This window comes from Klebsiella sp. 141162, from assembly GCF_050600755.1.
Classification (GTDB): Bacteria; Pseudomonadota; Gammaproteobacteria; order Enterobacterales; family Enterobacteriaceae; genus Klebsiella; species Klebsiella aerogenes.
Genome location: NZ_JAQIRI010000002.1, coordinates 394,079 through 416,638, shown reverse-complemented (window position 1 = coordinate 416,638; position 22,560 = coordinate 394,079). Strand labels below are relative to the sequence as shown.

Annotated in this window: 25 protein-coding genes; 13 read left to right on the top strand and 12 right to left on the bottom strand. The window is 56.3% G+C overall.

Translation table 11 applies throughout. From position 1 onward, the window contains the following. Window positions 1-106 precede the first annotated feature (106 nt). On the bottom strand, window positions 107-1,582 hold the full coding sequence (gene modF / locus PGR23_RS09535; RefSeq protein WP_047049197.1) for a molybdate ABC transporter ATP-binding protein ModF: 1,476 nt from the start codon (window positions 1,580-1,582) through the stop codon (window positions 107-109). Between the two features lie 67 nt (window positions 1,583-1,649). Continuing rightward, entirely contained in the window at window positions 1,650-2,438 is a 789-nt protein-coding gene (modE, locus tag PGR23_RS09530; RefSeq protein WP_047049194.1) for a molybdenum-dependent transcriptional regulator, read from the bottom strand. Window positions 2,439-2,588: 150 nt separating this feature from the next. On the opposite strand from modE, the gene PGR23_RS09525 reads away from it, so the two are divergent. From PGR23_RS09525 to modC, 4 genes are all read left to right on the top strand, one after another. Further along, window positions 2,589-2,738 carry an AcrZ family multidrug efflux pump-associated protein gene (locus tag PGR23_RS09525; protein WP_045395091.1) on the top strand — a complete coding sequence of 50 codons (150 nt, stop codon included), beginning with the start codon at window positions 2,589-2,591 and terminating at the stop codon, window positions 2,736-2,738. Window positions 2,739-2,866: 128 nt separating this feature from the next. Then, window positions 2,867-3,643: a molybdate ABC transporter substrate-binding protein gene (gene modA, locus PGR23_RS09520; RefSeq protein ID WP_045395081.1), complete on the top strand. Its 777-nt coding sequence runs from the start codon at window positions 2,867-2,869 to the stop codon at window positions 3,641-3,643. Beyond that, window positions 3,640-4,329, top strand: a complete 690-nt coding sequence (modB, locus tag PGR23_RS09515; RefSeq protein WP_015367643.1) for a molybdate ABC transporter permease subunit — start codon at window positions 3,640-3,642, stop codon at window positions 4,327-4,329. Before modA ends, modB begins: the two co-directional genes overlap by 4 nt. A gap of 2 nt (window positions 4,330-4,331) precedes the next feature. Further along, window positions 4,332-5,390: a molybdenum ABC transporter ATP-binding protein ModC gene (gene modC, locus PGR23_RS09510; protein ID WP_045395080.1), complete on the top strand. Its 1,059-nt coding sequence runs from the start codon at window positions 4,332-4,334 to the stop codon at window positions 5,388-5,390. Here the strand turns inward: modC and PGR23_RS09505 are convergent, their stop codons facing one another. Next, window positions 5,391-6,209, bottom strand: a complete 819-nt coding sequence (locus PGR23_RS09505; RefSeq protein WP_047064956.1) for a pyridoxal phosphatase — start codon at window positions 6,207-6,209, stop codon at window positions 5,391-5,393. 184 nt (window positions 6,210-6,393) lie between these two features. Here PGR23_RS09505 and pgl point away from each other — a divergent pair, with 184 nt between their 5' ends. After that, window positions 6,394-7,389 carry a 6-phosphogluconolactonase gene (pgl, locus tag PGR23_RS09500; protein ID WP_015367640.1) on the top strand — a complete coding sequence of 332 codons (996 nt, stop codon included), beginning with the start codon at window positions 6,394-6,396 and terminating at the stop codon, window positions 7,387-7,389. 62 nt (window positions 7,390-7,451) lie between these two features. On the opposite strand, the gene PGR23_RS09495 is transcribed toward pgl, so the two are convergent. The 3 genes from PGR23_RS09495 to ycgZ form a co-directional block, all read right to left on the bottom strand. After that, a complete protein-coding gene (locus PGR23_RS09495; protein ID WP_045395077.1) occupies window positions 7,452-7,718 on the bottom strand; it encodes a biofilm development regulator YmgB/AriR family protein in 267 nt (88 codons plus the stop codon). Window positions 7,719-7,765: 47 nt separating this feature from the next. After that, window positions 7,766-8,068, bottom strand: a complete 303-nt coding sequence (locus PGR23_RS09490) for a hypothetical protein (protein WP_045395090.1) — start codon at window positions 8,066-8,068, stop codon at window positions 7,766-7,768. A 65-nt stretch (window positions 8,069-8,133) separates the two neighbouring features. Next, on the bottom strand, window positions 8,134-8,379 hold the full coding sequence (gene ycgZ, locus PGR23_RS09485) for a regulatory protein YcgZ (protein ID WP_015367637.1): 246 nt from the start codon (window positions 8,377-8,379) through the stop codon (window positions 8,134-8,136). Window positions 8,380-8,688: 309 nt separating this feature from the next. On the opposite strand from ycgZ, the gene PGR23_RS09480 reads away from it, so the two are divergent. Then, window positions 8,689-9,900 (top strand): diguanylate phosphodiesterase, encoded by a 1,212-nt coding sequence (locus PGR23_RS09480; RefSeq protein WP_047049188.1) that lies wholly within the window; start codon window positions 8,689-8,691, stop codon window positions 9,898-9,900. Window positions 9,901-10,056: 156 nt separating this feature from the next. Further along, on the top strand, window positions 10,057-10,791 hold the full coding sequence (locus PGR23_RS09475) for a MerR family transcriptional regulator (RefSeq protein ID WP_015704784.1): 735 nt from the start codon (window positions 10,057-10,059) through the stop codon (window positions 10,789-10,791). A 53-nt stretch (window positions 10,792-10,844) separates the two neighbouring features. Here PGR23_RS09475 and PGR23_RS09470 read toward each other — a convergent pair whose 3' ends face one another. Continuing rightward, window positions 10,845-11,399, bottom strand: coding sequence for a helix-turn-helix transcriptional regulator (locus PGR23_RS09470; protein ID WP_045395089.1), 555 nt, complete (start codon window positions 11,397-11,399; stop codon window positions 10,845-10,847). 28 nt (window positions 11,400-11,427) lie between these two features. Then, complete coding sequence (locus tag PGR23_RS09465; RefSeq protein WP_045395075.1) at window positions 11,428-11,640, bottom strand: hypothetical protein; 213 nt, start codon at window positions 11,638-11,640, stop codon at window positions 11,428-11,430. Window positions 11,641-12,031: 391 nt separating this feature from the next. Between PGR23_RS09465 and blc the strand changes: the two genes are divergently transcribed. Next, complete coding sequence (gene blc / locus PGR23_RS09460) at window positions 12,032-12,565, top strand: outer membrane lipoprotein Blc (RefSeq protein ID WP_045395074.1); 534 nt, start codon at window positions 12,032-12,034, stop codon at window positions 12,563-12,565. On the opposite strand, the gene PGR23_RS09455 is transcribed toward blc, so the two are convergent. The 4 genes from PGR23_RS09455 to PGR23_RS09440 form a co-directional block, all read right to left on the bottom strand. After that, window positions 12,562-13,356, bottom strand: coding sequence for an anti-sigma factor family protein (locus PGR23_RS09455; RefSeq protein WP_045395073.1), 795 nt, complete (start codon window positions 13,354-13,356; stop codon window positions 12,562-12,564). The genes blc and PGR23_RS09455 overlap by 4 nt on opposite strands. Continuing rightward, the gene (locus tag PGR23_RS09450) at window positions 13,353-13,886 is read right to left on the bottom strand and encodes an RNA polymerase sigma factor (RefSeq protein WP_045395072.1); all 534 of its coding nucleotides are present in this window, start codon (window positions 13,884-13,886) and stop codon (window positions 13,353-13,355) included. The genes PGR23_RS09455 and PGR23_RS09450 overlap by 4 nt, the downstream gene beginning before the upstream one ends. An 18-nt stretch (window positions 13,887-13,904) precedes the next feature. After that, a complete protein-coding gene (locus PGR23_RS09445; protein ID WP_047049178.1) occupies window positions 13,905-14,444 on the bottom strand; it encodes a tetratricopeptide repeat protein in 540 nt (179 codons plus the stop codon). A gap of 175 nt (window positions 14,445-14,619) precedes the next feature. Then, on the bottom strand, window positions 14,620-15,903 hold the full coding sequence (locus PGR23_RS09440; protein ID WP_047050332.1) for a putative acyl-CoA thioester hydrolase: 1,284 nt from the start codon (window positions 15,901-15,903) through the stop codon (window positions 14,620-14,622). Window positions 15,904-16,116: 213 nt separating this feature from the next. Between PGR23_RS09440 and hutI the strand changes: the two genes are divergently transcribed. The 5 genes from hutI to hutH all read left to right on the top strand — a co-directional run bounded on the left by hutI (window position 16,117) and on the right by hutH (window position 22,479). After that, complete coding sequence (gene hutI / locus PGR23_RS09435; protein WP_165430633.1) at window positions 16,117-17,376, top strand: imidazolonepropionase; 1,260 nt, start codon at window positions 16,117-16,119, stop codon at window positions 17,374-17,376. Continuing rightward, on the top strand, window positions 17,373-18,329 hold the full coding sequence (gene hutG, locus PGR23_RS09430; protein WP_396279827.1) for a formimidoylglutamase: 957 nt from the start codon (window positions 17,373-17,375) through the stop codon (window positions 18,327-18,329). The genes hutI and hutG overlap by 4 nt, the downstream gene beginning before the upstream one ends. 61 nt (window positions 18,330-18,390) lie before the next feature. Further along, window positions 18,391-19,116, top strand: a complete 726-nt coding sequence (locus tag PGR23_RS09425; RefSeq protein WP_045395067.1) for a histidine utilization repressor — start codon at window positions 18,391-18,393, stop codon at window positions 19,114-19,116. A gap of 142 nt (window positions 19,117-19,258) precedes the next feature. Continuing rightward, window positions 19,259-20,947 carry a urocanate hydratase gene (hutU, locus tag PGR23_RS09420; protein ID WP_015367623.1) on the top strand — a complete coding sequence of 563 codons (1,689 nt, stop codon included), beginning with the start codon at window positions 19,259-19,261 and terminating at the stop codon, window positions 20,945-20,947. Continuing rightward, complete coding sequence (gene hutH, locus PGR23_RS09415; protein ID WP_015367622.1) at window positions 20,944-22,479, top strand: histidine ammonia-lyase; 1,536 nt, start codon at window positions 20,944-20,946, stop codon at window positions 22,477-22,479. Before hutU ends, hutH begins: the two co-directional genes overlap by 4 nt. Window positions 22,480-22,560: the final 81 nt, after the last annotated feature.

Below are 22,560 nucleotides of genomic sequence, written 5' to 3'. Positions count from 1 at the left end.
CAGCATTAAGACTGATTTTATATAATCTTTTATAAAACAGTTAGTTGTTGTGATTTTTGGTTATTTCTCTGAAAAAATACAGGGATCCGCAGACCCCTGTATAGCGCTATTCTGCCAGCGTGCCGAGGTGGTAAGTGTAACCGTCTCCACTACGAATAAACTCCAGACGGTGGGTAATGCAGTCAGGGGCATCTTCGGCATGATGCGATACAAACAGCAGCTGCGTGGCCCCTTCGCCAATCAAAACATCAACGAAACGACGTACCAGTTGACGATTCAGCGGATCTAAACCCTGTAAAGGTTCATCGAGTATCAGTAAGGTCGGGTGTTTAACCAGCGCGCGAACGATCAGCGCCAGCCGCTGCTGTCCCCACGACAAACTATGGAACGGGGCGTCGGCGGTGCGTTTATCAATGCCCAGAATATCCAGCCAGCGCTGAACCAGCTTGTGCTGTTTATCAGAGACCGCCTGATAAATGCCGATCGAATCAAAATAGCCGGAAAGGATCACGTTACGCACGTTAGTGCTGACGCGGTATTCCAGATGCAGGCTGCTACTGACATAGCCAATATGTTTTTTGATATCCCAGATGGTCTCGCCGCTGCCGCGGCGGCGGCCAAACAGCGTCAGGTCGTTGCTGTAACCCTGCGGATGGTCGCCGGTGATCAGGCTCAGCAATGTGGATTTGCCCGCGCCGTTGGGACCGACAATTTGCCAGTGTTCGCCGGGATTCACCGTCCAGCTTAGCTGATTAATGATCGCTTTATCGTTATACGACACCGTGCCGTCGTTAAGAATGATAAGCGGAGCGTTCTCCGCTAAGTCGTGCCGCGCGGCGGGAGCATCCGGTTCCGGGAGCGTCATGCCAGTAAGCTTCTCGCTGTGCGCCAGTTGGGCAATCAGCGCCTGTTGCAGTAAGGCCTGTTTCTCGCCGATTTCGCTCAGCGTGCAATCCGCCAGCACGCCGGCATATTCAATAAATTCCGGGATCTCATCAAAGCGGTTGAGAACCAGTACCAGGGTGATGCCATCCTGATGCAGGCTGGCCAGCAGGTCGGCCAACTGTTGGCGAGAAGCGACATCCAGGCCATCAAACGGTTCGTCGAGGATCAGCAGGTCGGGATCGCTCATCAGCGCCTGACAGAGGAGCGTTTTGCGGGTTTCGCCCGTCGACAGATATTTAAAGCGCCGCGTCAGCAGGTGGCTAATACCAAACTGCTCCGCCAGCCGGGCACAGCGTTCCGGGTCGCGTTTTTCATCTTCGATGATTTCTGCGGTAGTGCGTCCGGTGTCTTCTTCGCCGGGGCTAAGCATATCGGTGTTGTTGCGTTGCCACTCGTCGCTGACCAGTTTCTGCAGCTGTTCGAAGGAGAGGCGAGTCGTACGCTGAAATGTGCTTTCGCGCTGCCCGTTGAGTAGAGTCAGTTCGCCGGCCAGCGCTCTGGCCAGCGCCGATTTACCGCTACCGTTACTGCCGACGAAAGCCCAGCTTTCGCCAGCACGTAGCGTGAGGCGATCGATATATAAGGTTTTTATATCGCTAAGGCGAAACGTGCCTTGCGAAATTTGCAATGATGACATTGTGTATCCCACTTTTTGCAGCGTTGTACTTCAGGGATACGTCTTCACGGCAATAAAGTCAATGCCATTAGCATAAGGTGGCCAGAATGATGCGATCGGCATTGAAGTAAGCGATCGCCTGCGCGCCCTCCTGCAAACCGTCAATTTGCGCCGTTGACAGCGTGGCGCACAGGTTTTGCCCATCCGGCAACGCCATGATGACTTCACACCGATCCGGGCCGCGTTCAATGCGGCTAATGCGCCCGGTAAGCTGGTTGTCCGCCTGCTGCGCCACGGCGTTATCCAGCGTGATGCCGACCCACGGCGCTTTCAGCAACACCAGCACTTCCTGGCCTTCATCGAGCCCGAGACGGTCGGCGCTTTGTGCGGTAATGGCGACTTTAAAACGGGTTTGGCCGTCCGCCAGCAGCACGTCGACATGTTGCTGTACCTGCTGGTGGTCGCGACCGGTGATGGTGCCGAACCACTGGTTGCGGGCGCTGGTTTGTAACGAGAAGCGGGAAATCGCCGCCAGCAAACTGTCGAGGGGCAGGGCGTCATCGTCGCTTAGTACGTCGAAGGCTTTTTGTTGAATCTGCGCCAACAGATCGTACAACTGAATCAACCGCTGGCCATAGCGGGTCAGCACCGCGCCGCCGCCGCCTTTACCGCCGGTGGCGCGGTCGACCAGCGACTGTTCGCTGAGCTGGTTCATTTCGTTGATCGCATCCCATGCGCTTTTATAGCTGATACCGGCGTTCTTCGCCCCCTGGCTAATTGAGCCAGTCCGATCGATCTGCTTGAGTAGGGCGATCCGGCGAGGATCGGCGAACAGGCGCTGCTGAAGTTTAAGCGTAAGAAGGATTTCGGCCTGCATAATCAATTCCTGACGTAAAAAGCGTATTGTGAACGATAGCGCCTATCTTGCAACAGCCATCTGCCGCGGCGGCGAGGCACCGCACAAATGGGGCGTGTTTTTCCGGCCAAAATGGTTACAATGAAATATTCGTACTATCTGGAGCCAACCATGTTAGAGCTGTTGAAAAGTCTGGTATTTGCTGTCGTCATGGTACCTGTGGTGATGGCGGTCATCCTCGGTCTGATTTACGGTCTCGGTGAAGTGTTCAACCTTTTCTCCGGCGCCGGTCATAAAGACAGCAGCCAGCAAAACCACTGATTTCCCCAACGCCCGGCCCGCCGGGCGTTTTCTTTTGTCCCCATCCTGATTACCCCTAATTGGCGCTGTGAAATTCTCACCATAGTCGTTATATTATTCATTACATAACGAATAAACAGGAGTTTCCAATGGCAGGTCAATGGTCGCGTTTACTTACCGGGGCGGTATTAACGCTCTGCGTTTCTGGTCATGCGCTGGCGCAGGACGGCAAAATAACCGTTTTTGCCGCGGCGTCGTTAACTAACGCTATGCAGGATATCGCCCAGGCGTATAAAAAAGAGCGTCATGTCGAGGTGGTTTCTTCCTTTGCCTCTTCCTCCACGCTGGCGCGCCAGATTGAAGCCGGCGCGCCTGCCGATCTATTTATTTCTGCGGATCAGAAATGGATGGACTATGCCGTAGACAAAAAATCAATCGATACGGCTTCCCGCACCACGCTGCTGGGCAATAGCCTGGTGGTGGTGGCGCCGAAAGCCAGCGATCGCGGCGATATCGCCATTAATGATAAAACCGACTGGGTCAGCCTGCTGCAAGGCGGGCGTCTGGCGGTCGGCGATCCGGATCACGTGCCGGCGGGGATCTACGCGAAAGAAGCGCTGCAGAAACTGGGGGCCTGGGAGACGTTGTCGCCGAAGCTCGCGCCGGCAGAAGACGTGCGCGGCGCGCTGGCGCTGGTGGAGCGCAACGAAGCGCCGCTGGGCATCGTCTACGGCTCTGATGCCGTCGCCAGCAAGGGGGTTAAAGTGGTGGGCACCTTCCCGGAGGATTCGCACAAAAAAGTCGAGTATCCGCTGGCTATCGTTGATGGGCATAAAAATGCTACCGTAACCGCGTTTTACGACTACCTCAAAGGCCCGGAAGCCTCGGCTATCTTTAAACGTTACGGATTCACCACACAGCAATGATTTTAAGCGATCCCGAATGGCAGGCGGTACTGCTGAGCCTGAAAGTTTCATCCCTGGCGGTGGTTTGCAGCTTACCTTTTGGGATCTTTTTTGCCTGGCTGCTGGTGCGCCGCCATTTTCCCGGCAAAGCGTTACTCGATAGTATTATACATCTACCGCTGGTGCTGCCGCCGGTGGTGGTCGGCTATCTGCTGCTGATTTCCATGGGGCGGCGCGGCTTTATTGGCAGTTGGTTATACGACTGGTTTGGTCTGACTTTCGCCTTCAGCTGGCGGGGGGCGGTACTGGCGGCGGCGGTGATGTCATTCCCGCTGATGGTGCGGGCGATTCGCCTCGCCCTTGAAGGGGTGGACGTAAAGCTTGAACAGGCGGCGCGCACCCTCGGGGCTAATCGCTGGCGGGTATTTTTCACCATCACGCTGCCGTTGACTCTGCCGGGCATTATTGTCGGTACGGTGCTGGCTTTCGCCCGTTCGCTGGGGGAGTTTGGCGCGACGATCACCTTTGTCTCAAACATTCCTGGCGAAACGCGCACCATTCCTTCCGCGATGTATACCCTGATTCAAACGCCAGGCAGCGAAGGCGCCGCCGCGCGGTTGTGCATCATCTCTATTGTCCTGGCGCTGGTATCGCTGCTGGTCTCCGAATGGCTGGCGCGCCTTAGCCGTAAGCGGATGGGAAAATAACTATGCTGGAGCTCGATTTTAGCCAGACGCTGGGCAACCACTGTCTTGAAGTACATGAAACCCTGCCCGCCAGCGGCATTACCGCAATTTTCGGCGTCTCGGGCGCGGGCAAAACCTCGCTGATTAATGCGATCGGCGGGCTGACGCAGCCGCAGCAGGGGCGCATTGTGCTCAATGGTCGGGTACTCAATGACGCGCGACAGCGTATCTGCCTGGCGCCGGAGAAGCGGCGCATCGGCTACGTGTTTCAGGACGCGCGGCTGTTTCCGCACTACAAAGTGCGCGGCAACCTGAAATATGGGATGGCCAAAAGCATGGCCGCGCAATTTGATAAGCTGGTGGCGTTGTTGGGCATTGAGCACCTGCTTGAACGACTGCCCGGTAGTTTGTCCGGCGGGGAAAAACAGCGGGTGGCGATTGGCCGCGCCCTGTTGACCGCGCCGGAATTGCTGCTGCTGGATGAGCCGCTGGCCTCGCTGGATATTCCGCGCAAGCGCGAATTACTCCCCTATTTACAGAGACTGGCGCGCGAGATCCACATCCCGATGCTATATGTCAGCCACTCGCTGGATGAAATTCAGCACCTGGCCGATAACGTGCTGGTGCTGGAGGCGGGGAAAGTGAAGGCGTTTGGCGATCTCGAAACGGTCTGGAGCAGCAGCGTGATGCATCCTTGGCTGCCGCAGGAGCAGCAGAGCACAATTCTTAACGTCTCGGTCATCGCGCAGCATCCGCAATATGCGATGACCGCGCTGGCGCTGGGCGATCAGCAACTATGGGTTAATCAACTGGCGCGGGAGCCGGGCGAAGCGGCGCGTATTCGTATTCAGGCGTCGGATGTGTCGCTGGTGCTGGAGCATCCGCGACAGACCAGTATCCGGAATATTCTGCGCGCACAGGTTGTTGGCTGCGTGGAAACCAACGGTCAGATTGAGGTACAGCTTACGGTCAGCGGCAAAACGCTATGGGCGCGAATTAGCCCGTGGGCGCGGGATGACCTGGGTGTCAGCCCAGGCCAGTGGCTGTATGCGCAAATTAAGAGCGTGTCGATCGCGGCCTGATTACAGCAAGTTACGATTGATAAAGTCGGCAATGCTGGTGGTTTCGTTTTCGCCGATCACCACGTTGGCCCGCGCTTTTACTTCCTCAACCGCGTTACCCATCGCCACGCCGGTCCCGGCGGCTTCCAGCATGCTGAGGTCGTTGTAGTTATCGCCAAAAGCGATGACGTCCTGCATGGATAATCCTTGCGCGGCGACCCACTGTGCCAGGCGTTTGCCTTTACTATTGCCGGCGCGGGCGATATCAACCTGATCGTGCCACGACCATTCGCATTCCAGGCCCAGTTTCTGGCCGACGGTCTGCGCGAAGGCCTGCAGTTTCGGGATATTTTCGTCGGTAAGGGCGAATTTCCATACCGCTTGTACTTCACGCGCCGCCTGCGCCAGAGAATTCACCTGGGTGAAAACCGGGCGTTGTTCAACCGGCAACGACTGCGCCCAGTTAGTGGTGCGGATCACGTGGCCGGTCGGACGTTCATAAAGCATGGCGTTATCGACGTACATCAGACCGTGAATATCGTGTTCGGCGAGCATGTTGGTCAGGCTGAGGGCTTTATCCACCGGCATCGGATCGGACTCGAGAACCTTTTTTGCATGATAATCATACAAATAGGTACCATTACAACAAATTGCAGGTGTATCGAGAGCCAGTGCCTGATAAAAAGGATGGATAGCGACGTGATGTCGGCCGGTTACGACGATCACCTGATATCCAGCCTCCCGGGCGCGAGCCAGCGCATCGAGCGACGCCGGAAGAATCGTTTTTTTCGAGGTCAGTAGGGTGCCGTCTAAATCGAGGGCGATCACGCGTGAGGTCATGTGTTGGTTCCGGTAAATGATGAAAAGTTGTCTGCCATGATGGTACACGGCTTCGTCTCAGGGGCAAATTTTTCAGCATCTACCGTTAAAAACGTCTATACCATTCATCGTTGCGTCGCGCGCCGGATGAAATGTATAACGATGTCCACGAGCAGTTTCACGAGCAGTGAGGAAAGGAGTAGTCATGAAACAAACCGTATATACCGCCAGCCCGGAGAGCCATCAGATTCACGTCTGGAGCCTCAATGCTGAGGGAAATCTGACATTGGTTCAGGTTGTTGATGCCCCGGGCCAGGTGCAGCCGATGGTGGTAAGTCCGAACAAAGAGTATCTCTATGTCGGCGTTCGTCCGGAGTTTCGCGTCCTGGCTTACCGCATTGCGCCAGATAATGGCGCGCTGACTTTCGCCGGTGAAGCTGCGCTGCCGGGGAGCCCGACGCATATCTCCACCGACCATCAGGGCCGTTTTGTTTTTAGCGCTTCCTACAATCAGGGTTGCGTGAGCGTGACGCCATTGATTGACGGCCTGCCGGGCGAAACGGTCACCGTCGTCGAGGGGCTGGAAGGCTGTCACTCGGCCAATATTTCGCCGGACAACCGCACGCTATGGGTACCGGCGCTGAAGCAGGATCGTATTTGCCTGTTTAACCTGAGCGACGACGGCTATCTGGCCGCACAGGAGCCGGCGGAAGTCACTACCGTTGAAGGCGCCGGTCCGCGGCATATGGTGTTCCATCCGAACCAGCAGTATGGCTACTGTGTGAATGAACTGAACAGCTCCGTTGACGTGTGGGAGCTTAAAGATCCGCACGGGAAAATTGAGTGCGTGCAGACGCTGGATATGATGCCGCCAGATTTCACCGGCGTGCGCTGGGCTGCGGATATTCATATTACGCCGGATGGCCGTCATCTTTATGCCTGCGATCGTACCGCCAGCATTATCACCATCTTCAGCGTTTCTGAAGACGGTAGCGTACTGTCTATTGAAGGCTACCAGCCGACCGAAGCGCAGCCGCGCGGCTTTAATCTCGATCACAGCGGTAAGTATTTGATTGCCGCCGGGCAGAAATCGCATCATATCGCAGTATATGAAATTGCCGGCGAGCAGGGGCTGTTAAAAGAGAAAGGGCGTTATGCCGTTGGTCAGGGACCGATGTGGGTAGTGGTTAACGCGCATTAATGTGCTACTGATGGAATAAAAAAACCTCGCGCCGCGAGGTTTTTTTATTCGGACTGACAGGCTTAAATATCATCCATCGTATAGCCGACGACAATTTCCAGCGTCTTGCGAATCACATCCGCGGTGACCACGTTATCGGTGGTTTCCAGGGCATTGATCAACCATAAAATAAGCGCCTTATTGCTCAGATGCCCATCTGAGCTGAGGATGCTGTCGATTGCCAGCGACATTACCGCAGATTCATCGACTAATTTATCTCCGGCGGCGCGGAAATATTCTGAGAGCGCTCTATCCTGCAGTCCTGCGTAAATATCTGATTGCTGATGCATAGTCTGTCTCATCATATTCTCACTTGTTTATTAAACTTGATTGGGGATCAGTGTATTTTTTTACCCGTCGGTTCGACGTTACCATCCACAACAACGGCTCTGTTTTCCCACTGGCCGTTAATCTTTTTAATGACCGGAGCGTGATTGCCGCGCGTCGTGAGTCTGACGCTAATTTCATCAATAACGGCAATAATTGCATTCCTTCGCTGGTGGTTCGTTTCCGCTGCCTGCATTAACCGAAGTTTGACTAGCAGCGTCGGAATATTAATTGGCCGGTTTGTTTTAAGAAGGGATAAAACCGCCTCGCCAATAATCTCATCGCTAACCCGTTCTGATTGACTGCTTTTCATCATCGTCCCTCTGCATGCCTCGTTGTTCCTGTAAGCCAGGTCAGGTGCAGGCCGACAGTCAGCGTTTACTCCTGACGCTCAAACAGCAGGCCAATCAACGTTTGATAATGATTTTCTTCTTCCGGAGCTCGTGCGACGTCAAGACGGCTCAGTAACTTGGTGCAGAGCGCTTTGCGGTTTAAATGCCGCCCTTCGGTGAGTATGTCCATCACGATTTCGCCCAGCGTCTCCTGCTGGGAAGGTAACGATGCTTTGTTGAAATACTGGGCTATCGCGTTCGCTGTATCTGGAATGTAACCATTCTGCTGCATATGCGCTCCTTTAATTTCACTCATCTGTTAACTGTGAGTAAACTTATACAATAATCTTTAACTTGTACATAGCGTGTTGCGCAATAAATTGTGATTGGAGTATAGTTTGTTGAAAACTAACGATAAATTTGTTGTTTTTTTATTTTGTGTAAAATTGCGATGAGGATTCTAAGCGTGACAATCTGTACAAGATTATGCGGCCAGGCGGCGTCGTGTGTTCAATTTTTGTTAATATAAATACTTGTTTCGCAAGACGTATCGAGCAGTAACTGCTACTGTGAATGCTTATACCTCTCATCTGGAACCGCTATGCTCACCACCATCATTTATCGCAGCCATATCTGCGACGATGTCTCATTCAAATCGCTCGAGTCGATGGTTGCTGCGGCTAACGAGAGAAATGGTCAGGCGGATGTCACCGGTATTTTACTTTTTAACGGCACGCATTTTTTCCAACTCATTGAGGGGCCGGAAGAAAACGTACAGCAAATTTATCGGCATATTTGCGCGGACCCGCGTCATTACAATCTGGTGGAGCTTCTGTGCGATTACGCGCCGTCTCGCCGTTTTGGTAAGGTCGGCATGGAGCTGTTTGATTTAAGGGAACACGATCGCGACGCGGTATTACAGAACGTGCTGGATAAGGGGACGACAAAATATCAGCTGACTTACGACGACCGGGCGCTACATTTTTTCCGTACCTTTGTCGAAGCGACGGAAAAGGAGAATTATTATGAAATTCCGTCAGCTGATAGCTGGGATTTTACTGCTGATGAGAGCTCGTTTTACCCGGCCGCGCCCTGTATCGACCGCGCTGAATCATGTTGTTTTGCTTTTCAGCCGGTGGTTGACCCTTTTGCCTGTGAAATAGTCTCCTGGGAAGCGCTGCTACGCACCGTTGACGGAGAGCCGCCTGCGGCCTATTTTGCCGGTTTGTCCAGCGATGAGGTTTACGTCGCGGATTTGCAATGTAAACGGGTTGCGTTGGCCATTGCCGGTAAATTAGGCCTGCGTGAACGTACGCTGACCATCAACCTGCTGCCGATGACGCTGGTGAAAGTGGCGGATGCGGTGCCATTCCTGCTAACGGAAATTCAGCGCAACGATCTGATCCCGGAACAGATTATTGTTGAATTCACCGAGCGTGAAGTGATCTCGCGAATGGATGAGTTTACCGATGCCGTACGCAAATTGAAGGGGGCGGGAATTCGCGTCGCTATCGATCACTTTGGCGCCGGTTTTGCCGGGCTATCGCTGCTGGCGCACTATCAACCGGATCGAATTAAAATTGATCAGCAGCTGATCCGCAACATCCATCGTGACGGGCCGCGTCAGGCTATCGTGCAGGCGATTATTAAATGCTGTCACTCGCTGGAAATTTCCGTATCGGTGGTTGGCGTTGAGCAGGCGGAGGAGTGGATGTGGCTGGAGGCGGCGGGTATTTCTCATTTTCAGGGAAATCTGTTTGCCAGTCCGCGACTGGGTGGCCTGCCGGCTATCGCCTGGCCGGGGAAAATATGATCCATTCTGAGATAGCGTAAACGCACTTTCATCCTTTTTCCCGCAAGCTGTGAGCTGCAACCTGATATCTTTATCTGTACAAGAAAAGAGAGTTGTACAGTATGCCTAAATTCGTTAGTTTAGGCGCTAAAGTATCAGGTTGAGAAAAGGCGGCTTATGGCTTTTTACAGTATCGGTGAAGTAGCCGAGCGTTGCGGAATCAATCCGGTCACCCTTCGAGCCTGGCAGCGGCGTTATGGTTTGCTGAAACCGCAGCGTAGCGAAGGCGGGCACCGTCAGTTTGATGAAGAAGATATTCAGCGAATCGAAGAAATTAAGCGCTGGATAGAGCGTGGCGTTTCAGTGGGCAAAGTGAAGGCGCTGCTTGAAGGCCAGCTACCTGCCGCCCGTGACGAATCCGCACAGTTGCAGGAAGAGATGATGAGTATCCTGCGCTATATGCAGCCGGCAAAAATCCGCGCCAAAATCACCGCATTAAGCCATCAGCATCCCGTCGACACCCTGCTTGATAGCCTGTTCGCGCCGGTGCGCCAGCGGCTGAAACTCGATCAAAATACCTCAATGGTCATTAGTAGCATGTTGGATGGCATATTGATTGATTGCGTGGCGCTGTTTTTAGCGGAATCGCGTAAAAAAAATGGTAAGGAGACGCTGCTGGTGGGGTGGGGGAATGAAGACCGCACCGGCCTATGGCTGGAAGCCTGGCGCCTTTCTCAGCGTGGCTGGCACGTCAACGTGCTGGCGGAACCGTTAGAATCTCCTCGCCCGGAGCTGTTTCCTGGGCAACATATCTTCGTCTGGACCGGGCGCCCCGCTTCGCCGCTGCAACTGGAGCTGCTGGGCCACTGGCAGGAACAGGGTTTCAGTATTCACTTCCACGGTAACGAATAAAAAAACCTGCCTTTTAAGTGAGGCAGGTTTCTGTTTGCTCACGCCACGCGCGCTTACAGATGGATTTGACTCCAGGACTTAAATGTTTCGCTACGGCTGATATTAAAGAAATCTGTCCTGCCGCTGCAGCCAAGTTTTTTTATCAGATTCAAGCGGATTTGATAAATTGTCTTAATATGCAAATTTAGCGAGCGACCAATACTGGCAATGGCTTCGCCATTACTGATGAGCTGAATGACTTTCTTTTCTCGCTCGGTAAACTGTATCAGTTCGCCAGGAGAAGTATGCGATTTATAATATCGGGTCGGTTGATTGAGAAATGTTTTTAATTCAGCAGGGGTCGATCTGGCGGGGATGCGTAACATTGGCAGTTCGCTAAGGAAATTAAGATCGTTGCCTTCAGTTAATAAAACAAAAACCGTCTCCCGGCGATTGTATTTATGCTGTAATACCGAAAAATAACTGTCGCTGGTAAAAAAGACATGTTTTTTACTGAAGCATCTTTCTGGCAGCGTACGCAGAATGAGGCTGATGCCGCTCAGAAGATAGTGGTTGTCAATCCACAGGTCATAGCGTTCGGAACAAATGTGCGTGTGTTTACTGAACATTTTGGTCTCCACGAAGCGGATGGACGGATTAATGATGAACACCACAGCGCAGAATATCCAGCGCCTGTAAATAGAGGTCGGCAAGGATTTCATTACTTTCTATTTGTAACCGTTGATTAATCTCGCTAATTAATTGAAGGTCATCCACGGTTTTATTTTCCTGCAATAAGCTATTTTCAATGTTTTTCAGCAATGCGCAGTTAGCTATAAACTGCACAGGGATCGTATTTTTGATATGCATAACCCTGAATCTCCCACGCGATAAATAAAAGCCGCTGGCGTAAACGATTTGCACATCGTTTACGCCAAAACATTGCGGACAGGCAACGGTAAAGCAGGAACCACCTCAAAATAACCGCGGCGTTGGCGCAGAGTGCTGACCCGAGCGCGCGCGTAAAATCGAGCTACCCGTCAACTATAGACGCTCAGGGAAAAGTTGTACAAATTTCTGCGAATTAATTTGTACAAATTAGCGATGGGTTAATGTGTTTTTGTTTATATTGTTGATATGTATGATTTTTATTTTCTTCTTTCTTGTACAGGCCAGGCGGTAAATCTCTCTGAAAAACGACGAATGCTCTCTGCGCGGGGTTATACTTGTCTGCCAGGAAAGAGAAAAAGGAGGGAATGCGATGAAACTATGGCCAATTCTGACCGGGGTTGCGGTATCGCTGGCGTTAGTCGCCTGTAAGACTCCCACGCCGCCTCACGGAGTAAAACCGATAAACCACTTTGACGCCAGCCGCTATCTGGGGCGCTGGTATGAAGTCGCGCGCCTGGAAAACCGTTTCGAACGAGGTCTGCAGCAGGTAACGGCAACTTACAGCATGCGTGATGACGGCGGCATTCGCGTACTTAATCGAGGATTTGATCCGCGAAACAACCGCTGGCGCGAAAGTGAAGGCAAAGCCTATTTCACCGGCGCTTCCACCACGGCAGCGCTGAAAGTCTCGTTCTTCGGTCCCTTCTATGGCGGATATAACGTGATCGCGCTCGACGAGGATTATCAATACGCGCTGGTGAGTGGGCCTAACCGCGACTATTTATGGCTGCTTTCGCGCACCCCGGATATTCCGTCCCACATCCGACAACAGTACCTTGCCCTGGCCGCTGAGCTCGGTTTCGCGGTTAACAAACTGGTCTGGGTGCCGCAGGCGAAGGCTTAAACTATCGCCTGCAGCAGGGTGTGCGCCGCATCGTTGAGCGCGGGCGTCGGCATACGGCCGATCAACGCAAACTGGTAGCCGCCGTGGCGCCACCAGCGCAGGTTCATGCCCTGACGCTGCTCATTTTGCGGCGGCGAGGCGGTTTGCCGGGCGGCGGGTGAAATACACAGCGCGACCGGGCCGTAACCGGTATGCAGCCAGAGAATTTGCGTGATGGAGGTACTTTCGTAGCGCAGCATACGGACCATTTTCAGCTCCGCCTCAGGCAAGGCGAGCTGGCGTCGTTCTAGCAACAGTCCTGTATCCTGCGCCGAACGACGCAGGCCACGGTCGAGCATCTCAGGTGAATTATCAACATCGGCCACGGTTTCCGCGCTATATAGCGACATGTACTGGGCTTCAAGACGACGAATATTCTCGTCATCGTCCTCCTGCGGCGCAGGCCGCCAGAAGTAACTTGTTGCGCTACCAATAACCAACAGGCCCAGTGAGGCGGCGATCAGCGCGCGGCGGCTGAAGCGCGCCTGATTTTGCGCTTCACTTTCCGGCGCGGCGAGATAGGGCCCCAGTTTCGCCTGCATCCGCGCCACGGGTGCTTCATCAAGCAGGGCGGCGAAAGCATGTTGATAAGGCTGATGATTATTCATCAACGTGGCGGTGCGGCTGGCGAGCTGCGGGTCGCGGGCAAAGGTTTCGCTAAAACGGCGGGCGTCCTCCGCGCACATTTCGCCATCAAGCCAGGCGACAATGGCCTCGTCCTGCCAGGGTGGGGAAAAGCGAATAGGGTTCATGAGCGTTTCTCCTGCGCCGGGGGGGAAATCGCCGGCGTTTTGGCCAGCGTTTCCCGCGCGGCGGCCAGCCGACTCATAATGGTGCCAATAGGTACCGATAGCGTCTCGGCGGCTTCCTGATAACTAAACCCCTCGACATACACCAAAAAGACGGCATTACGCTGCGCCTCGGGCAGTTGATTAACCCGCAGCATAAGTTGCCGATAGCGCCACCGCGTATCGTCCTGTTCGCCCGGCTCGGGGGCGGCCAGCTCCTCACACTCGACAAACCCCTGGCCGAGGCGGACCTGGCGGGCGCGCAGCTCTGAAATCCAGATTGAGTGCAAAATGGAAAATAGCCACCTGTCGATGCGGGTACCGGGGGTAAACTGCGCGCTCTTTTCGAGCGCGCGAAGGCAGGTGGCCTGCACCAGTTCCTCGGCGACGTCGCGGTTGTGCGAGAGTACGAGGCCGTAGCGCCACAGGCGAGGAAGATGGGCGGCCAGTTGGCTATCAACGATACGGTTAGCGATGTTCTTATCCTTATTGATTCTGGCGAATCACGACTATCAGGATTCAGGGTGTCCGTTTATTGCCGACTGAAGATCGCGGTACTCTTCGCAGCTTTGGCCGCAAATGCCGGCAATCGCCGCCAGCTGCTGCTTAGCCAGATCGGGGCGTCCTTTAACCATCCATGCCTCGCCAAGGTATTCGCGGGCTTTCGCGTAGTCCGGTTTCAGCGCCAGCGCCCGCTGATAATAGCCAATTCCTTCATCGGTTCTGCCGAGCTTACGCGTGGCGTAGCCGCGATAGTTCCACGCCTCAGGCGTATTGGCGTTGTGCAGCGTATCCAGCAGGTTAAGCGCGGCCTGATATTCCCCTTTTTTCGCCAGATGCCAGGCATAATTGGTTTTATCTTCATCGCTAAGGCTGCTGGTTTTTTGCGGAACGCATTTTTGGCTCACGCTGTCGTAGGCTTGACCGCTCGGGCAATCCGGGGTTTGTTTGCTCGGGCTGTTATCGCCCATGGCCAACGCCGCCGGGGTATATAACAAAAATAGCAGCGCCGGAACGACTAAGCGCCTGATGGGAGAAATTTGTGCGTTCATGGTGACCTCCTGGAGGGCGAGAGACGCGATAAAGCATCGCGTTGTCGGTTCTGAGGAGTAAACGCGCGAGCGGGAGGATTTATTCGCCGTTGGCGAAAATTATTAATTGGGGTTGTGGTGAGAGTATGCGTTAACAAGAAAAGCCCGCGCCTGGGGAGAGCGCGGGCCGATAATATTACTGTTTCGGAGCGGCAACCACAAAGCTGCCCACGCCGCGGTTGTTATATTCCCACATGCGGTTGAAGCCGTTGTCGTTAAGGTTACGCTGCGGGTTGCCTTTATCATCCTGCGCGCCAACGTTACCGCTGAAAGCGCGGTTAGAACCGACCGCCGCCGCCCATGGTTGAGCAATGTTAAAGCCTTCATTGATGACGCTATCGCGAATCACCACCTGGCCATTGCTGTTGCCGTCGACGTCCAGCGCGCGGCCCAGCTGCGCGACGTTATCGCCGGACGCGGTGAAGCGGCTGTTGGTCGCCAGGAAGCCGTAGGTTACGCTTTTCAGCGTTGCCGGCGCGAAAACGTAGGCTTCTTTCTGCGTACGCGAGTTCACGACGCGGAAATCGGTATTATCGAATACCACCGCGCCGCGACCGGAAACGATATCCACATCGCCTTCAATATAGCTATTGGTCACCAGCGTGCGGGTCTGACGGTTGTCCTGCAGACGGTTCTGCACGCCGCTATTGGTCACAAAGAAGGTGTTCTGGCGGCCAAGAATGTTGACCTTGTTGATCTGCACCTGGTCGCCATCGCTGCGCAACGCCACCGCCTGGTGGGTACCGGCATCGACGCTATCGCCGAGATTGTTGGCGATAGTCAGGTTCTGCAGCTGCAGGCCATTGTTCTGCGACCAGAAGACCGCGGAACACATCACGCCCACGGTGGCGGCGGATTTGCTCTGGCAGCTGTCGAACATATACCACGCGGGCTTGCCCGGCATGTATTTGCCGCCCGGATTGACCAGGTGACGCCAGCTATTGCGGTCCATTTCGGAATCAATCGCTTCGCTGATTTTGACGTCGACAGGGTTTTCACCGGTACCATAAATGGTCAGCGCGCCTGGCGCGGCAGGCACATAGACGGTACCCGCATATTCGCCCGGCATAACGGCGATAAACAGACGACGCGCGGAGTGGCGGGCAATCGCCGCATCGACCGCGGCCTGAATAGTCGTGTGGGTCACGCCCTGGGCGCCCGCCGGGCCGACGATGAAATCAGGCTGCGCCGGCAGGCTGATCGCGGATGGCGTCCACGCGGCGGCATTCGGCGTCAGCGACTGGAAATAAGCTGCCTGAGTGAAGTTTTTCGCTTCATCGGCGCTAAGAATTGGCCGTGCGGTATTGCCCGGTGCAGTCTGCGTTGAGGGCTTTTGATCGGCAGGCGTCGAGCTACAGGCGGACAGCGTCACGCCGAAGGCCAGCGCCAGCGCCAGACGGGAAACGGAATATGTGTTCATGTTGCTCCGGGCGATAATATGCAAAGTTACATACCCTTTGTGCGCGACAGGGTATAAGTCCTTTAAAACCTGCTGTTTTATACTAACTTGAACGAAACGGGAAGATGCCAGTTCAAAAACTTCACTTCTTTACGCAATACCTGGTGACAGTGGAACGTCTGTAGTCACAAAAAAATAACATTTACCCGCGCTTTTATTGACATTACCGGCGTTATGAAAATAAATGTCTATACAACCCATGACAAGTTGAACGCTATGACTGAAGCCACCTCTGAACTCGTTATCTGGCGAAACGCGCGTCTCGCCACCCTGAACCCTGATTATTCCCAACCGTACGGCCTGCTGGAGCGCCATGCGCTGCTGGTGCGTAACGGCCGCATTGAGGCGATCGTCGACGATGCTGATGCCCCGGCGGGGCGTCGTATCGACCTCCAAGGCCGGCTACTGACGCCGGGCCTCATTGACTGCCACACTCACCTGATTTTTGGCGGTAGCCGGGCTCAGGAGTGGGAGCAGCGGCTGAACGGCGTGTCGTATCAAACCATCAGCGCCAACGGCGGCGGCATTAACTCCACCGTGCGCGCCACGCGCGAAAGCAGCGAAGCAGAACTACTGGCGCTGGCGCAGCCGCGTCTTGCTCGCCTGCTGCGTGAAGGGGTGACAACGCTGGAGATTAAATCAGGCTACGGTCTCGATCTGCAAAACGAACGCAAAATGCTGCGGGTCGCCCGACAACTGGCCGACGACAATGGCGTAGAACTGTCGGCGACGCTGCTCTCCGCCCACGCCACGCCGCCGGAATATCATGGCGACGCCGATGGCTATATCTCGCTGGTCTGCGAGACCATACTGCCGACGCTGTGGCAAGAGGGACTGTTTGAAAGCGTTGACGTCTTCTGTGAAAACGTCGGCTTCAGCCCACAGCAAACCGAGCGCGTCTTTCAGGCCGCGCAGGCGCTGGGCATTCCGGTAAAAGGCCACGTTGAGCAGCTCTCGTCGTTGGGCGGCGCTCAGCTGGTGAGCCGCTATCACGGGCTTTCCGCCGACCATATCGAGTATCTGACGGAAGAGGGCGTGGCGGCGATGCGCGAAAGCGGCACCGTGGCAGCGCTGCTCCCCGGCGCGTTTTACTTCCTTAACGAAACCCGCAAACCGCCGGTGGAACTGCTGCGCAAGTACCAGGTGCCGATGGCGGTGGCGACCGATTTCAACCCGGGCACCAGCCCCTTCGCTAGCCTGCATCTGGCGATGAACATGGCCTGCGTCAAGTTTGGTTTAACGCCGGAGGAGGCCTGGGCCGGGGTGACTCGCCATGCCGCGCGGGCGCTGGGGCGACAGGAGAGTCATGGTCAGCTGGCGGCGGGCTTTGTCGCAAACTTCGCTATCTGGGATGCAGAACATCCGGTCGAGATGGTGTATGAGCCGGGGCGCGCGCCGCTCTGGGGGCGCGTGGTACGAGGAGAACTGCAATGATGCTGTGGCAAGCTACGCCCGCCAACCTTTGGCAGGGGCGTGATGATAGCGCGGAAGCGCCCAATGCGCTGCGCCTGTTCCAGACCATCGCCCGCGCGGAACGCTTCGCGCCGCAGGAGATGCCCGGCGATATCGCGCTGCTCGGCTTCACCTGCGACGAAGGCGTACGGCGTAATAAAGGTCGTACCGGCGCCGGACATGGTCCGGAAACGCTACGCCGGGCGTTGGCCAATATGGCCAGCCATCAGGGCCATGACCGCTGCGTGGATATGGGCACGATTAGCGTCGACGGTGAACAGTTAGAAGCCGCGCATCAGGCGCTGCGCGAGGCGGTGGCCGCCTGTCAACGCGCCGGCAAACGCACGCTGGTGCTGGGCGGCGGCCACGAGACGGCCTTCGGCCACGGCGCTGGGGTACTGGATGCCTTCCCGGGCGAAAACGTGGGCATTATTAATCTCGACGCGCATCTGGATTTACGCTTTGCCGAATGCGCCAGCTCCGGGACGCCGTTCCGCCAGCTGGCGCTGGAGTGTGAGGCGCAGCAGCGAGGTTTTCACTATACCTGCATCGGCGTGAGCCGGGCGGCGAACACCCAGGCGCTGTGGGATGAAGCGGCGCGCCGCCAGGTGGCTATCGTTGAGGATCTGGAGGTGCTGGAGGCCTTCGAAACTCGCGTGTTGCCGGAGCTTGAGCGCAATATCGCGCAATTCGACCGTCTGTATCTGACTATCGATCTCGACGTGCTGCCGGCGCGCGAAATGCCGGCGGTTTCCGCGCCAGCGGCGCTGGGCGTGCCGCTGGCGACCCTGCTGTGGATCGTAGAGCCGTTGTGCCGCAGCGGTAAGCTACAGGCGGTGGATTTGGTCGAGTTTAATCCGCAATTTGACATCGACGGACAGGGCGCCCGCGCGGCGGCCCGTCTGGCATGGCAAATCGCCCATTGGTGGCGCTAGCGATCCGCGCTATTATTTTCGTTTCGCCGCTCCGCTTATTACGCATAAGGAAAGCCAGGCCATGTTTGCACAACAACCTCGTTCCGCGCCCGCGCCTTTCTATGAAAAGGTGAAGCAGGCGATCAGCGAAAAGATCCACCGCGGCGAGTGGCGTCCGCACGACCGAATTCCCTCGGAGGCTGAACTGGTCGCCCAGTTCGGCTTCAGCCGCATGACCATCAACCGCGCGCTGCGCGAGCTGACGGATGAAGGCTTGCTGGTGAGGCTACAGGGAGTCGGTACCTTCGTCGCTGAGCCGAAAGGGCAGTCGGCGCTGTTTGAAGTGCGCAGCATAGCCGATGAGATTGCCTCCCGCCGTCACCAGCACCGCTGCGAGGTGCTGCTTTTAGAGGAGACCGAAGCGGATGTTATCCAGGCGGAGGCGCTCAACGTCGCCGAAGGCACGCGTATCTTCCATTCGCTGATGGTGCATTTCGAAAACGAGGTCCCGGTACAAATTGAAGATCGCTGCGTCAATGCCGCGGTGGTGCCGGACTATCTACTACAGGATTACACCGCCACCACGCCGCATGATTATCTGTCGCTCATCGCGCCGTTAACCGAAGGCGAACATATCGTCGAGGCGGTGCAGGCGACGTCAGAAGAGTGCGCGCTGCTGCGCATCATGCCGCACGATCCCTGTCTGCTTATTCGCCGCCGCACCTGGTCGACGACGCATATTGTCTCACACGCTCGCCTGCTGTTCCCCGGCGCGCGCTACCGCCTGCAGGGCCATTTCAGCTCGTAATTTACCCTGGCGTCAGCAAAACGTGATTGCTGACGCAATATAACAAAATTGTATCATTTCTGTTAAATCCTGGCTTGCGTAGAGTTGTATAGACAAGTATATGTATCTACGTACACAACGTTAATTGTCAGGAGAAACCCCGATGTCGCAAAGCAAATATCGCCAGCTGGACGTACGTGCCCCGAGAGGCACGACGCTGACCGCCAAGAGCTGGTTGACCGAAGCGCCGCTGCGTATGTTAATGAATAACCTCGATCCCGATGTCGCCGAAAACCCGCATGAGCTGGTGGTCTATGGCGGTATTGGTCGCGCTGCGCGCAACTGGGAATGCTATGACGCTATCGTGAAGGCGCTGAAAAACCTGGAAAGCGATGAGACCCTGCTGGTGCAGTCCGGTAAACCGGTCGGCGTATTTAAAACGCATGAAAACTCGCCGCGCGTGCTGATCGCTAACTCCAACCTGGTCCCGCACTGGGCCACCTGGGAACACTTCAACGAACTGGATGCCAAAGGGCTGGCGATGTACGGCCAGATGACCGCCGGCAGCTGGATCTACATCGGTAGCCAGGGCATCGTGCAGGGCACCTATGAAACCTTCGTCGAAGCCGGTCGCCAGCACTATCAGGGCAGCCTGAAAGGCCGCTGGGTGTTAACCGCCGGTCTGGGCGGTATGGGCGGCGCGCAGCCGCTGGCCGCGACGCTGGCAGGCGCCTGCTCGCTGAACATTGAATGTCAGCAGAGCCGCATCGATTTCCGTCTGCGTACCCGCTACGTGGATGAACAGGCCACTTCTCTGGATGACGCCCTGGCGCGCATCAAAAAATATACCGCCGAAGGCCGCGCTATCTCTATCGCGCTGTGCGGCAACGCCGCGGATATCGTTCCGGAACTGGTGAAACGCGGCGTGCGCCCGGATATGGTCACCGACCAGACCAGCGCCCACGACCCGCTGCACGGCTATCTGCCGAAAGGCTGGAGCTGGGAAGAGTATCAGCAGAAAGCCGAATCCGATCCGCAGGGCACTATTCTGGCGGCCAAACGTTCGATGGCCGACCACGTTCAGGCGATGCTGGCCTTTAATGAAATGGGCGTACCGACCTTCGACTACGGCAACAACATCCGCCAGATGGCGCAGGAAATGGGCGTCAGCAACGCCTTCGATTTCCCGGGCTTCGTGCCAGCGTATATCCGCCCGCTGTTCTGCCGTGGTATCGGCCCGTTCCGTTGGGTGGCGCTGTCCGGCGATCCGCAGGATATCTACAAAACCGACGCGAAAGTGAAAGAAATCATTAAAGATGATAAGCATCTGCACCACTGGCTGGATATGGCGCGCGAGCGCATCAGCTTCCAGGGACTGCCTGCGCGTATCTGCTGGGTAGGTCTGGAGTGGCGGCAGAAGCTGGGGCTGGCCTTTAACGAAATGGTGCGTAGCGGCGAAGTCTCCGCGCCGATCGTGATTGGCCGCGATCACCTTGATTCCGGCTCCGTCGCCAGCCCGAACCGCGAAACCGAAGCCATGCGCGACGGCTCGGATGCGGTATCCGACTGGCCGCTGCTCAACGCACTGCTTAACACCGCCAGCGGCGCGACCTGGGTGTCGTTGCACCACGGCGGCGGCGTAGGCATGGGCTTCTCGCAGCACTCCGGGATGGTTATCGTCTGTGATGGTACCGATGAAGCGGCGGCGCGTATCGCTCGCGTCCTGCATAACGACCCGGCGACCGGTGTGATGCGTCATGCCGATGCGGGTTACGATATCGCCATTGAATGTGCGGCGGAACAGGGTCTGAATCTTCCGATGGTTGCGGCAACGCAGGGGAACGCTAAATGAAATCTTTAACGCTAATTCCGGGGCAACTGAGCCTGTCGCAGCTCCGCGACGTTTACAGCCACCCGCTGAACATCACCCTCGATAGCAGCGCGTTTGCGGCAATCGATGAGAGCGTGGCCTGCGTTAACGCCATCCTTGCCGAAGGGCGGACCGCCTACGGTATTAACACCGGTTTTGGCCTGCTGGCGCAGACCCGTATCTCGACGGAAGATCTGGAGAATCTGCAGCGTTCGCTGGTGTTATCCCATGCGGCGGGCGTTGGCGAGCCGCTGGACGATGACCTGGCGCGCCTGATTATGGTGCTGAAGATTAACAGCCTGTCCCGCGGCTTCTCCGGGATCCGCCTGAGCGTGATCCAGGCGCTGATTGGCCTGGTCAATGCCGGCGTGACACCGTGGATCCCGGCGAAAGGTTCCGTCGGCGCCTCCGGCGACCTCGCGCCGCTGGCGCATATGTCGCTGACGCTGCTTGGCGAAGGCAAAGCGCGGGTACGCGGCGGCGAATGGCTGCCGGCGACGGAAGCGTTACGTCAGGCGGGGCTGGAGCCGATTACCCTGGCGGCGAAAGAAGGTCTGGCGCTGCTGAACGGCACCCAGGCGTCGACGGCTTTTGCGCTGCGCGGCCTGTTCGAAGCCGAAGATCTGTTCGCCTCCGCGGTCGTTTGCGGAGCGTTAACCACCGAAGCGGCGCTGGGTTCGCGTCGTCCGTTCGACGCACGTATTCACGAGGTGCGCGGCCAGCGTGGCCAGATTGATGCGGCGGCGCTGTATCGCCATCTGTTGACCGATGACAGCGCGATTTCGCAGTCGCACCATAACTGCGCCAAGGTGCAGGATCCGTACTCTCTGCGCTGTCAGCCGCAGGTGATGGGCGCCTGCCTGACGCAGATTCGTCAGGCGGCGGAAGTATTGTTAGCCGAAGCGAACGCGGTCTCCGATAACCCGCTGGTCTTTGCCGCAGAAAATGACGTCATCTCCGGCGGTAACTTCCATGCCGAACCGGTAGCGATGGCGGCGGATAATATCGCGCTGGCGATCGCGGAAATCGGCTCACTCTCCGAGCGCCGTATCGCGCTGATGATGGACAGCCATATGTCGCAGCTGCCGCCGTTCCTCGTCAAAAATGGCGGCGTCAACTCCGGCTTTATGATTGCTCAGGTCACGGCGGCGGCTTTGGCCAGTGAAAACAAAGCGCTGTCGCACCCGCATAGCGTTGACAGCCTGCCAACATCCGCGAACCAGGAAGACCATGTTTCCATGGCGCCGGCTGCCGGTCGTCGCCTGTGGGCGATGGCGGAAAACACCCGTGGGGTGCTGGCCGTCGAGTGGCTGGCGGCGGCGCAGGGGCTGGATATGCGCGAAGGGCTGACCACCAGTCCGCTGCTGGAAGAGGCGCGTCATCTGCTGCGCGAACGCGTGCCGCACTATACGCAAGACCGTTTCTTCGCTCCTGATATTGAAAATGCCACCGAGCTTTTGGCCGCACGTCACCTGACGCGTCTGCTGCCTGCCGTATTGCCTGGCCTGAATTAATCACCGTTGTTCTCTGTACCCGCGTCGGGGGGATGTCATCCCCCCGGCCGTCCTACATCGCATATTTGTCGTCATATAAAA